Below are 12,163 nucleotides of genomic sequence, written 5' to 3'. Positions count from 1 at the left end.
GTCAGATGGAGATCCCGCATATTGCTTCACAAAGTATTCCGATTAGATTTCGATCGCAATCTAACTTGATTTTGGATGTCGATCAACATATAAAATGAAGTGCCGGCTGTTTTTGGAGTACTTTCATTGGAGTGGCGCGGTTGCCCGTGCCGGGGTCCGGCCGCAACGGCTGAAGCTGCCCGGGGAAGGATTGTTGCTCGGTCGATTGGTGACCGCTGCAACATGGCCAACTTGCTTAGCACCACCGCGTCGGATTGTGTTCGAGGCGGCCACGAGGTTGGCGCGCTATGATTGACGATCGAGCAAAGAGGAGAGGTTCCTTGCCTGACACTACGCTGATGAATGGTATCGAGTTTGTGACGGGCCTCTCGCAAGGAACCCTCCCTCGACCGCCGATGGCGGATCTGTTGCCATTCACACTTCTTCCGCCGGACGAAGGTCACGTTGAGCTTCTCGCCAGGCCGGAGGCGCGTTTTTTCAATGTGATGAATACCGTCCACGGCGGATGGATCATGACGATGCTCGACACGTCCATGTCGCTTGCCGCGCAAACAACGTTGATGTCCGGCGAAGTTTGCCCTTCGCAAGAAACCTCGGTTAAATTTGTACGTCCAATTTCTGTCGACTGCGGCGAATTAAGGATCACCGGAAAGGTGATCTCTCGCGGTCGGACAGTCATCACTTTAGACGGCAGGATCGAGAACTCCCAAGGCAAGCTCTACGCTCACGGCACGTCAACCTGCCTGATCGTTCGACCCGGATTGTGATGTTCGAGCAGTTGGTTTCGAAACTGACATGGAATTTGGCGGCGGCATGTGTCAGGCTTTCGCCTGCTGCCGTGAATCCCTTCGTATATACAGATCAGGATGTCGGGACAGAATTTAGGCGCTTGGCATTGCTTCCGAAGCCTCGGCACCCCGCCAGTCAGATTTGCCGAGAGCTCGCATGATGAACCGGATTTGCGCGTGTGCGGCTCCAGCCGTGCCCTTCCCCTCCTGAACACATTGCTCAAGCAAAACGGGGTGGAAGAACGGCAAGAACGCGGTGATCACTCCCCGTGTGGCATAGTCGGCATCTTCCACCTGAAACTCACCCGCTTGCAAACCCTGACGGATAATCGTGTCCAGGATTGCGCGGATTCGCTCATCATGCGCATTCATCGATGGCCAATTTTCGTTCGCAGCAGCGACAAGCAGCTCGTGAATGGGTCTTTCTTCCATCAGCGTCATTCTGCTATGCCGGTGAAAGACGTTCAAAAGTTCAACAAGCTTTTTACTCGCCGCCGCGTCTGTCCGTGCGATAGAGAACGCAATTTCGGTGACCTTTTCGACGATACGCGCGCAGACAGAATTGTTGATTGCCGCCCTTGTGGGAAAGAAGCGGTACACGTTCGCTCGGCTTGTACCCAGGTCGGACGCAATGTCTGCAACAGTTGTCTTGCGATGACCGATACGGCGAATGTATTTTTCCGCAATATCCAGGATCCGATCACGTCCTTCCTCTAAAATTGCTTCATCCGAAGCTGAGGAATAAGGCCCTCGTTCCTGAGGTTCCGGTTTCTGTCGATCAGGGATCCACTCAGCATCCCGGACCATCGATGCTGAACGGTTCGTTTTCTCCTTCGCGTCCGGGGCGGTCACGTCCGTACACATCCTAAACATGATGTCACTCCGCAGCCATAGCGCGTTGCAGTTCCGAAGCATTTTGCTCCGTATGGTGTGTTGCTCCCTCAGTCGGCTTGATGCGGAACCAGGTGGCATAAAGAGCGGGAAGGAAGAGCAGGATCATTACGGTCCCAACTGCTGTCCCGCCAATCAGCGTGTAGGCCATCGATCCCCAGAATACCGAATGGGTGAGAGGGATGAAGGCAAGGACGGCCGCAAGTGCCGTCAACATGACCGGACGTGTCCGCTGCACCGTCGCCTCGATGACGGCGTGATAGTCGTCCAGACCGGCTGCCTTATTCTCCTTGATCTGTTCAGTGAGGATCAACGTGTTGCGCATAAGGATTCCTGCGAGACCGATCAGTCCGAGAATGGCATTGAAGCCGAACGGTTGATGGAAGATAAGCAAGACGGGAACAACGCCGGCAAGACCAAGAGGTCCCGTCAGCATGACCATGGTCATCGTCGAAAGGCTACGGACCTGCAAGACGATGACGATCAGCATTGCGGCAATCATCGCCGGGAAGATCTGAATGAGGGCAATATTAGCCTTTAAGGATTCCTCGATGTTTCCGCCCATCTCGATACGATATCCGACGGGAAGCGAGGCGATCAGCGGCTGAAGCGCCTTCAGAATTTGTTGCGAGACTTCCGGAGGCTGTGTCGCCTCGTTGATGTCCGAGCGGACTGTAATGACAGGCGTTCGATCACGCCTTTTCAGGATCGGCTCTTCAAACCGGACTTCGGAATGACCGATCTGATCGAGTGGAACCTGCCTGCCATCTCGGCTCATCAGCGAGAAGTCTGCCAGTCGTGACGGATCAAGCCTGTTTTCGCCGGCACTGCGCGCGATGACGGGCACAGTGCGAATGTTCTCGCGAACCTGCGTGATCGGAATGCCGCTCAACAGCAATTGCATCTGCTGGGCTGCCTCCGCCGGCGAAAGGCCGATCAGGCTCAGCCGATCCTGGTCAGGAACGAAGCGCAGCACCGGCGTGCGGTTGCCCCAGTCGCGATTGGCCTGACGGACATCCGGCACGCCCTTCATGATGTCGAGGGCTTGCTCGGAGATCTCGTACAATTTCCTGGGATCAGGTCCCATGACGCGAAACTCGACCGGGAACGGTGTGTAGGGACCGAATACGAGCTGCGTGACACGCACATAGGCTTCAGGAGCGAGCCCCTCCGAGACGGCGGCGCGGAGACGCTGCTTCAGCGCTTCGCGCGTCTCGGCGTCCGGCGTCAGCACGACGATCTTGGCAAAGGACGGGTCCGGCAATTCCGGCGCCATGGCGAAGAAGAACCGAGGAGCGCCCTGCCCTATATAGCTCGTGACGGTCTTTGCCTCGGGCTGTTTCTGCAGCCATCCTTCGAGCTTCTCGACTGTCGCCGTGGTCGTCTCGATACTGGTGCCCTCGGGTAAGCGGACCTCCACCAATACTTCGGGACGGTCCGATGTCGGGAAGAACTGTTGCTTGACCGCTCCCATGCCAACGACGGACACACCCATAGCGATGCCGACCACCGCGCAGGTGACGAACTTGTGCCGCACCGCAAATGCGATCATCCCACGAAGGCGGCGATAGTTCGGCGTGTCGTAGATGGCGTGATGGCCACCATCGATCGGCTTGATCGCCGGCAGCATCTTGACGCCGAGGTAGGGTGTGAAGACCACGGCGACGATCCAGGAGACAATGAGGGCAAAGCCCACCACCCAGAAGATGTTGCCGGCATATTCGCCGGCGGTCGAGCGCGCGAAGCCGACCGGCATCAGCCCGATGATCGTCACCAGCGTACCAGATAGCATGGGGGCAGCGGTATGGCTCCACGCATAGGCGGCCGCCTTGATGCGATCCATTCCCTCTTCCATTTTCACCACCATCACCTCGATGGCGATGATTGCATCGTCGACCAGAAGACCGAGCGCCAGGATGAGCGCGCCGAGCGTGATGCGGTCGAAGAATCTGCCAGTCTCCAGCATGATGAGGAAGACAACGGCAAGCGTGAGCGGAACGGCCAGGGCGACGACGATACCGACGCGCCAGCCGAGGCTGATGAGGCTTACGAACAGCACGACGCCGAGCGCCATGGCGAATTTCAGCATGAACTCGCCGACGGCTTCCTGGATGTTGACAGCCTGGTCGCTGACCTTGGCGAGCGTCATGCCGAGCGGCAAGGTCTGTGCGATCGCACCGGATCTTTCTTCCAGCGCTTTGCCGAGTTCCAGGCCGTTCCAGCCCTGCTGCATCACCACGCCAAGCATGATGGCCGGTTCGCCATTGTGACGGATGAGATAGGTGGCCGGATCTTCATAGCCGCGGCGAATTTCCGCAAAATCTGAGAGTTTCAGCGTGCGTCCGGCCGCGACGATCGGCGTGTCAGCGATCGCCTGGATGCTGTCGTAAGCGCCATCGAAGCGGATGAACACCCGCGGGCCGCGTGTATCGATCGATCCTGCCGGCGTCACGGTATTCTGCCGCTGCAAGGCGGCCGCGATGTCCTGCGCCGAAATTCCGAGGGTCGCCAGTTTGGCAAAGGAGAATTCAACAAAGATCTGTTCGGGCCGTTCTCCGAGAATGTTGATCTTCTTGACGCCGGGCACATGCAGAAGGTCCTGGCGGATCACCTCGGCTTGCCGCACAAGATCGCGCATCGGCATGCCCTTGGCCTTTAGCGCATAAAGACCGAAGCTAACGTCGGAATACTCGTCGTTGACAAAGGGACCCAAGACGCCCTGGGGCAGGTTTCGCGCCTCGTCTCCAAGCTTCTTTCGTGCCTGATAGAACTCCTCTTCGACCGCCGTGGGTGGTGTACTGTCCTTCAGCGTGACGGTCAAAAAGGCGTATCCCGGCCGCGTGGTCGTCTCGACGCGGTCGTACCATGTTAGCTCCTGGAGGCGTTTCTCGAGAGGCTCGGCGACAAGATCCTGCATCTCACGCGCTGTGGCGCCCGGCCATACGGCTGTCACGGTCAGCGTCTTGATGGTGAACGAAGGATCTTCCGCCCGTCCGAGCTTGGCGAAGGCATACACGCCGGCGGCGGCAAGCAGGACGATGAAGAACAGCGTAACGGCTCTCTCGCGGACCGCGAGCGCGGATAGATTGAGGTTCATTGATTGGCCGCCTCTGCTTGTTCTGTCGTGGTCCGGACGCTCGCGCCGTCCTGCAGGAGATGCGCCCCAAGAGCGACAATGGGCTCGCCCGCCTTGAGGCTGGAAACCACCGCGACCTCCTCACCCATCTTCTCGACCTTCACTTGGCGGAAGTGGACGGTCGACGTTTTTTCGTCAAAGACCCACACGCCAGTTCGGCTGCCGTCGTCAAAAACAGCGCCGACCGGCACCACCGCATGCGCCTGGCCGGTATCGTTGGAGATTTTGATGGTGACTGTCGCGCCGAGTGGGGCCGAGGCTGCGGCGCCATCCAGAACCCAGCGTGCTTCATAGGTGCGGGTTTGCGGATCGGCGGCATCCGAGATCTGCCGAAGCCGCGCCTTGTCCTGCCGGTTTTCGCTTCCGTAGATGCTGGCTTCGGCAATGTCTCCGATCTGCGGACGAACGGATTCCGGAAGCCAGACCAACGCCTCACGAGGCCCGGCCTGGGCAAGCCGGACTACGGTTTGTCCCGCGGTCACCACTTGCCCCGGCTCTCCAAGTGTTTCGACGACGGTGCCATCGGTATCGGCGATCAGCAGCGAGTAAGTCGCCGCGTTTTCGGCGACGCTTGCATCGGCTTGCGCTGCGGCAAATTGGGCGGTTGCCGTGTCTAGTGCTGCCTTTGCCTGTTCATAGCGCTGCGGAGAAGCGGCGGCCAACCCGTTTTTCACCAAGGCAGCGTAGCGTCTCTCGTCAGCCTGCGCCTGGGTCAGGACGGCTTGAGCCGCAGCGACCGCATTGCGTTTTGCGACAAGCGCCAGGCGCAGATCGGTCTCGTCAATGCGCATCAAGAGCTGACCCGCCTTGACCTGCTGGCCGACGTCAACGTAGCGCTCGATGATCTTGCCGGGCACCCGAAATCCCAGATTACTTTGCACACGAGCGGCAATCGTACCGGTGAACGTGCGCACAGCGGTATCTGGCCTCTTTGCATCCACCAAACTGACGAGCGTCGGCGCGACGCGGGGGTCTGCGGCTTGTGCTCTTCCTTCCGAAGATTCGGCAAGGAGAACGAACGCAGTGGCGCCAACGGCCACCAGTATGCCCACGGAGGCGAGGAGAATTTTGCGGTTCATGTCATTTGACCCTTGTTGACGGGTGCAGCGGTTATTTTAGATTGCGATCTAACTCTAATCGTGCTATAGATGTCAAGTGAAATCTAAATGGAGATCGATATGAGAGTCAGTCGGGCTCAGGCAGAGGCAAATCGCGAAGCGGTGATCAACGCGGCAAGTCGGCTCTTCCGGGAGCATGGATTTGATGGGATTGGGCTGAAGGACTTGATGAAGGGCGCCGGCCTCACGCAGGGAGCGTTCTACAAACAATTCGCGTCGAAGGACGATCTTGCCGCCCTTGCATCGAGGCGGGCACTGGAAAGCGCCACAAGACGATGGTCGACCGCGGCCGCAGACACCTCCGATCCCTTGGAAGCTGTCATGGCATTCTATCTCTCCAAGGATCACAGAGGAGAAAAGGCGGAAGGTTGTCCCCTGGTGGCGCTGGGAGCGGATGCGGCTCGGCAAAGCAGAGAGGTCAGGCGCCCGTTTGAGGATGGTATTCGAGCTCACTTCGAGGTGCTGGACGAACTAATGGGTGACGCCAACACCGCAGGTCCTAGCGACAAGGCGATAGCGATACTGTCTTTGATGGTGGGTGCCGTGACGCTGTCCCGCATCATCGAGGACGAGAGCTTGTCACAAGGCGTGCTCGACGCGGCCAGTGGCGAAGTCAGACGTATCGCCAACCGTGATGATGTTGCCTGAGAGCTTGTCGGGTTCAAGTATCCGGCGGGAACATGGGCCGAAATTTCAGCTGCGTCCGAGTCGGGTGAAAGCGTCTTAGGTCTTTGAGTAAGCTGCATGTTTTGAGAACGGGCCTTGACCCATTGTGGGTCGGGACGACGATTGTATGCCTATTTTTTAATGCGAAGACAGGTGGAAAGCAGATGCGTCGCATTGTTGTCACAGGTATGGGAGCTGTCAGCCCCCTTGGAGCAAACGTTGATATTTCCTGGTCGCGGCTACTGGCGGCCAAAAGCGGCATTCGGCGCCTGGGTGACGATGTGGTCGGGGATGTGCCTTCGAAAGTGGGAGGCGTGGTCCCCTCTCTCGCCGAAGACCCCGAGGGAGGCTTCGATCCGGATGCGATCATGCCGCCAAAGGATCAACGCAAGGTCGACCGGTTTATCATTTTCGCGCTGGCAGCCGCGGAAGAGGCACTATCGCAAGCGAACTGGAGGCCGTCTTCGAATGAAGACAGGCTGAGAACCGCGACGATCATCGCGTCCGGCATCGGTGGCTTTCCGGCAATAACCGAGGCGGTCCGCACCGTCGATCAACGCGGTGTACGCCGCCTCTCGCCCTTCACCATTCCGTCCTTCCTCGTCAATCTCGCAGCCGGGCAAGTCTCAATCCGCCACGGCTTCAAAGGCCCCCTCGGTGCACCCGTGACGGCATGCGCTGCCGGCGTTCAGGCTATCGGCGATGCCGCCAGGCTTATTCGATCCAATGAAGCCGACATTGCCATTTGCGGCGGAACAGAAGCCTGCATGAACATCGTCAGCCTTGGCGGTTTCGCCGCGGCAAGATCGCTGTCGACCGGTTTCAACGAAACACCGAGCAATGCGTCGCGCCCCTTCGACACGTCGCGTGACGGCTTTGTGATGGGCGAAGGGGCAGGCATACTCGTCATCGAAGCACTGAGCCACGCTCTTGCGCGCGGTGCCACCCCGATCGCCGAACTCGTCGGATACGGCACGACAGCCGACGCTCACCATATCACCTCCGGTCCCGAAGACGGAAGCGGAGCGCGCAGAGCAATGGAGCTTGCCGTCGCGCAAGCCGGCGTGGCCCCTCACGACGTGGGTCATCTGAACGCGCATGCCACCTCGACACCGGTGGGAGATCTCGGAGAAATTAGGGCTATCAAGGGTCTATTTGGCGGCGGAAAGTCTGTCGCGGTGAGTGGAACGAAATCAGCAACCGGACATCTGCTTGGCGCGGCCGGGGGGCTGGAAGCCATCTTCACGATTTTGGCGCTCAGGGACCAAGTCGCACCACCGACCCTGAACTTGAATACGCCAGATCCTGAGGCGAACGGCATCGATTTCGTCGCAAATGAAGCCCGCCGCCTGAACGTTGAATACGCGATATCCAACGGCTTCGGTTTTGGCGGCGTTAACGCCAGCGCACTTTTTCGACGCTGGCCGACGGAAAGCAATCGTCGGACATCCTCCATCGGCTGATGGTTCATCACCACCTTCGCAGCATCATGAAACCTCTATCTTTGCCCAGGAGCTGACCTTCCATGAAACCGACGGAGGTTACTATCCAGAACATAACGCACCTCAAACCAAGGATTGCCGTCATTGGCGTCGGCGGCGGCGGTGGCAATGCTGTCAACAATATGATCGCGCAAAATCTCGAGGGGGTAGAATTCATCGTTGCAAACACCGATGCCCAGGCTCTGTCGACGTCAAAGGCACCGCGGCTTATCCAACTTGGCCTGGCGGTCACCGAAGGACTTGGCGCCGGATCTCTGGCCGAGATCGGACAGGCGGCAGCGGAAGAATCGATCGACGAGATTATGGACCACCTGGCCGGAACGCACATGTGTTTTGTCACCGCGGGCATGGGAGGCGGGACTGGAACAGGCGCAGCGCCCGTCATCGCTCGGGCTGCGCGGAAGGCAGGCGTGCTGACGGTCGGTGTCGTCACCATGCCATTCACCTTCGAGGGTACACATCGAATGCGGACGGCACGGCAGGGGATTGAGCGTCTCAGCGAAAGCGCCGACACGGTGATCGTAATTCCCAATCAGAACCTTTTCCGGATAGCCGATGCCAAGACAACCTTCGCCGACGCCTTTGAAATGGCCGATCGCGTTCTTCACGCGGGCGTCAGCTCCGTTGTCGATCTGATCGTCAAAGAAGGGTTGATCAATCTGGATTTCGCTGACGTAAGGTCGGTGATGCGCGATATGGGTCGAGCGGTGATGGGCACGGGCGAAGCGGCGGGGGACAGCCGCGCCAGAGTCGCCGCAGAGGCAGCGATTGCCAATCCGCTTTTCGACGATACGTCTGTCAGGGGAGCGAGGGGGCTGCTCGTTTCCATTTCCGGCGGGCCGGACATGACGCTCTTTGACGTTGACGAGGCGGCCACACGTGTCCGCGAGGAGGTCGATGCTGAGGCAAACATAGTCGTCGGCGCGACATTCAACGGAGAACTTGAAGGACGACTGAGGGTTTCTGTCGTTGCAACCGGGTTGCGGCAACCGGCAGAAGTGATCTCTCTTTCGGAACGGAGAGCATGACGCTCTTGATATCGCCGGGATGAAGCCTGAAGTCGTGTAGCATTCGATTCTATTGCAGTCGAAAGGACTCGAACCGACGACCCTATTGGCACAAATTGTTATCCGTCTGAATCCCTCAGTCGCGACATCGGCTTTGGAATGACCGATTTGGGGGCCGGTAGCGAACTGGCAGGTTCTGACAGTCGAATGGTGCTAGCGGACGTTCAAGAAGGGGTAAGGCGGCTAAGCCCGTAAGCAATGGCAGCTTCGATTTGGTGTTCAAACACTTCGGCATCTCCCTCTTCGACGATGCCCATGATAGCGCGCTGATAGGCGTCCCCTAGTGCTAGCGCCACGATCCCGCCGGCAATTGTCAGTGACTCATTGGAAGGGACTGCGCCAGGCTCGAGTAGCGCGGCTATGCGTCGCCGAATAACGCGCATGCCGGACATGTCAAACACGGTAGACAGAGCGGGAAAACGCCATCCGTCGGCGACGATCAAGCGATAGAGCGCAAGCGCGTCCGGCTCAAGAAGGGCTGTAGTGAAATTACCATGCGCTCGATCGATATCTGGCGCGTCGAAGTCGGTCGGTTCGTCGAGCACCGGGATGAGCTCAATCTGCATGAGGTCCTACAACAGATGCGTCCCTACCCGACGGAAGGATCTCCGCTATGAGCATCGCCATGGTTTTGAACGGGATCGTTGCGCTGGCGTTCGCCGTCGCAGGCCTGGTCAACGTCATCAATGCCGGCAATGCCGAAGCGGACTTTCAACGCTGGGGCTACCCTAGAGGGTGGCGTCTGTTGACGGTGGGTCTGGAGATAGCAGGGGCAGCAGCCTTGCTGCTTCCATCCGAGCGAACCATCGCGCTCGTCGGTCTGACGCTTTTGATCCTCGCTGCGCTGGGCACACTGATCAAGGCACGCGAGGGCTTCAAGCATCTCGCCCCGGCGATTGGCTTTACTTTCGTGATCCTGGCGGATGCAGCCGTGCTGCAGTTCTGGGCCTAAGGATGCAATCCTGAATATCGCGGCCATTGATGTCATACAACGGCGGCAGTGAGAGCTGCTACCGTTTCGCTGCAGCCGACCTCCGCTTTCGGGGGGAGGAGGCGCGCGACGGGAGTTACAGCATTCTAGCTATGCGGCCACTCCTGGCCTCTCTTCGAAACTCGAGCCTTCTCGTCACGCACGATCATCAAAGTCGCCAAAGAGCGAGCCTAAGGGTCTGAGGGCCTCTCGACCTGCCCTGCTCCAACCTCCAGTCACTCTTTGCAGGCCTCCACCAATCGCGGGGTTGAAGCCCGGTCCTTGCGTGCTAGAAAAAATCTTACTCCTGGTCCTGGTAGCTATAGGTGGCACAGCTCTCGTCGTCGCTTCGCGGCGGCCTCGAACCGGTGAACACCGCGATCGCCGTGGAGCCGTCGCCGTCGCTCCACGTGGCGAGATAGGTGACCTTGCCTGTGCCGCAAAGACGGTTGCCGTTCTTCAATTCCGGATCAAGCGGCTGCGCGACGCGGTAAACCGATCCCGGCACGCGCTTGCCATCGACTACCAAATTGTCTGCGATCAAATCCGAGAAGGTAAGCTCCTTGCCGTTCTCGAAGGTGATCCCGGCATCATCCATATCGACGTCGCCGGTAATGCTCATGGCAGTGTTGCTGCTTGCTGAGTAATGGTCTGCCGCCATTGCGGATGAAAAGCAGGCAGCGCTGGAGATTGCTGCGAGAAACACGGTGATAAGGGTCGTGCGCATCTTGCCCTTTCGAGGTCGGGGAACGGTTCGATTGTACTCGGGGCGCCGGCTGAGGCCGGCGCTCCGATCCGTGATCAGTCGTTGATCGGCTTCAGGGATGAGATAATCCCACTGACCGCGTCATCATGCTTGGCCTCGTTTTCCGTCGAGCCCCAATAGGTGATGACCAGCATCTTGTGTTCGGACGGCTGCGCAAATGCGAGTTGCACATGCACCGGGCCGTCCTTATCGGTGCCGTCCCACTCGAGATGGCCGAGCTTCATGCCGTTTAGGGTCGTGTCAGGAAACTCATGCTTGCTCTTCGCATCGATATTCACGCCATTCTTGACGAGGAAATCGACAGCGTCGTCGACCGTCTTGTCCATGGTTGCATCGTTTGCGATATCGATCGAAAAATAGATGGCGGAATCTGGCGAGGTTGCATCAATTCCGGTTTCAGTTTCCTTCGGTCCCCAGCTGTGCGGGATAGACACCTCAGCTATCGGCTCTTCACTTGGAAACTGCAGCGTCTCGGCATGAGCAAACATCGGAAAGGACATCGCGAGAGCCGCGACCAAAAGCGTATGTTTCATGACAGGTCCTGATTAGAAGATTAGTGACGTCGGCGTTGCGGGGCGCAACTGCCGTACGATGATGCTCCCATATGCCGAAAAGACTCTTAATCCCTGTGCAGTCGATCGGACCATTTCTGGTGCGGTTCGCAGTAATATCGTCGGCGGTCGACATGCTTCTGTGACAAGGAAAGCCGGCTCCGCTCATTACCGAGTCATTCCCCCGGATGGATGAGAACGAAATCGCCGATCGTGGTAGAGATCAAAGTTGGGTTCGCTGGCATTGGATCTAACCTCGTTCTCATCGCCGGCGCGCCGGTGCGACGTCTTCGGCGATGACGGCAGCGCACGCATATCCTGTCCTTTCACGTCGCTGAGCATTGGAGCGACAAAGCTTGCCGCGCCCGGTTGGTCTAGTTTTCAGACCTTGCCTTCACCTTGTTCCGAACAAGTCTGAAGTGCAGCAGGACATACAGGCGCCGCATCGAACCAGGTGTCGCTTTGCATTTAATCGTAAGACTGCGCCTCCAACAAAATCATTTAGTTAGCTAGACCAGCATATAACGTGAGGTTTGGCATTTAATTTGAGATTTGATCCGGGCCATTGCCACTTAATTTGAGATTACGTCCTGGCATCTGGTGCGAACGGTTCTCTTGCGAGACTTTTATAAATCGTAAGGTTGCTGCTCATTTCGTAGTCGTTGCCGGCTCCACTTCACGCCGGCAGGTCTCACTTTAAATGCCGGA

11 protein-coding genes are annotated in these 12,163 nt (G+C 58.3%); 5 read left to right on the top strand and 6 right to left on the bottom strand.

Annotation, left to right across the window (positions count from 1 at the left end; genetic code table 11):
- Positions 1-320: 320 nt before the first annotated feature.
- Positions 321-767: a PaaI family thioesterase gene (locus tag QD357_RS23070; RefSeq protein WP_246451589.1), complete on the top strand. Its 447-nt coding sequence runs from the start codon at positions 321-323 to the stop codon at positions 765-767.
- 114 nt (positions 768-881) lie between these two features.
- On the opposite strand, the gene QD357_RS23065 is transcribed toward QD357_RS23070, so the two are convergent.
- From QD357_RS23065 to QD357_RS23055, 3 genes are read right to left on the bottom strand one after another with little or no spacing between them, the layout of a single operon-like run.
- Positions 882-1,640: a TetR/AcrR family transcriptional regulator gene (locus QD357_RS23065; RefSeq protein WP_414125119.1), complete on the bottom strand. Its 759-nt coding sequence runs from the start codon at positions 1,638-1,640 to the stop codon at positions 882-884.
- A gap of 25 nt (positions 1,641-1,665) precedes the next feature.
- Positions 1,666-4,776 (bottom strand): efflux RND transporter permease subunit, encoded by a 3,111-nt coding sequence (locus QD357_RS23060; RefSeq protein WP_414125118.1) that lies wholly within the window; start codon positions 4,774-4,776, stop codon positions 1,666-1,668.
- A complete protein-coding gene (locus tag QD357_RS23055) occupies positions 4,773-5,894 on the bottom strand; it encodes an efflux RND transporter periplasmic adaptor subunit (RefSeq protein WP_414125117.1) in 1,122 nt (373 codons plus the stop codon). The genes QD357_RS23060 and QD357_RS23055 overlap by 4 nt, the downstream gene beginning before the upstream one ends.
- A 99-nt stretch (positions 5,895-5,993) precedes the next feature.
- Here QD357_RS23055 and QD357_RS23050 point away from each other — a divergent pair, with 99 nt between their 5' ends.
- The 3 genes from QD357_RS23050 to ftsZ all read left to right on the top strand — a co-directional run bounded on the left by QD357_RS23050 (position 5,994) and on the right by ftsZ (position 9,129).
- Positions 5,994-6,581 (top strand): TetR/AcrR family transcriptional regulator, encoded by a 588-nt coding sequence (locus QD357_RS23050; RefSeq protein ID WP_183940453.1) that lies wholly within the window; start codon positions 5,994-5,996, stop codon positions 6,579-6,581.
- Between the two features lie 182 nt (positions 6,582-6,763).
- The gene (gene fabF / locus QD357_RS23045; protein ID WP_414125116.1) at positions 6,764-8,062 is read left to right on the top strand and encodes a beta-ketoacyl-ACP synthase II; all 1,299 of its coding nucleotides are present in this window, start codon (positions 6,764-6,766) and stop codon (positions 8,060-8,062) included.
- Positions 8,063-8,124: 62 nt separating this feature from the next.
- On the top strand, positions 8,125-9,129 hold the full coding sequence (ftsZ, locus tag QD357_RS23040; RefSeq protein WP_414125115.1) for a cell division protein FtsZ: 1,005 nt from the start codon (positions 8,125-8,127) through the stop codon (positions 9,127-9,129).
- Between the two features lie 203 nt (positions 9,130-9,332).
- On the opposite strand, the gene QD357_RS23035 is transcribed toward ftsZ, so the two are convergent.
- A complete protein-coding gene (locus QD357_RS23035) occupies positions 9,333-9,734 on the bottom strand; it encodes a TetR/AcrR family transcriptional regulator C-terminal domain-containing protein (RefSeq protein WP_414125114.1) in 402 nt (133 codons plus the stop codon).
- A gap of 47 nt (positions 9,735-9,781) precedes the next feature.
- On the opposite strand from QD357_RS23035, the gene QD357_RS23030 reads away from it, so the two are divergent.
- Complete coding sequence (locus tag QD357_RS23030; RefSeq protein WP_414125113.1) at positions 9,782-10,120, top strand: DoxX family protein; 339 nt, start codon at positions 9,782-9,784, stop codon at positions 10,118-10,120.
- Positions 10,121-10,439: 319 nt separating this feature from the next.
- Here QD357_RS23030 and QD357_RS23025 read toward each other — a convergent pair whose 3' ends face one another.
- Together QD357_RS23025 and QD357_RS23020 are read right to left on the bottom strand one after the other, a co-directional pair.
- The gene (locus tag QD357_RS23025) at positions 10,440-10,865 is read right to left on the bottom strand and encodes a hypothetical protein (RefSeq protein ID WP_414125112.1); all 426 of its coding nucleotides are present in this window, start codon (positions 10,863-10,865) and stop codon (positions 10,440-10,442) included.
- 74 nt (positions 10,866-10,939) lie between these two features.
- Complete coding sequence (locus QD357_RS23020; protein ID WP_183941381.1) at positions 10,940-11,437, bottom strand: histidine kinase; 498 nt, start codon at positions 11,435-11,437, stop codon at positions 10,940-10,942.
- Between the last annotated feature and the right edge of the window lie 726 nt (positions 11,438-12,163).

Source organism: Rhizobium sp. BR 317, from assembly GCF_047445835.1.
Classification (GTDB): Bacteria; Pseudomonadota; Alphaproteobacteria; order Rhizobiales; family Rhizobiaceae; genus Rhizobium; species Rhizobium paranaense.
This window is presented reverse-complemented; position numbering and strand designations above follow the sequence as displayed.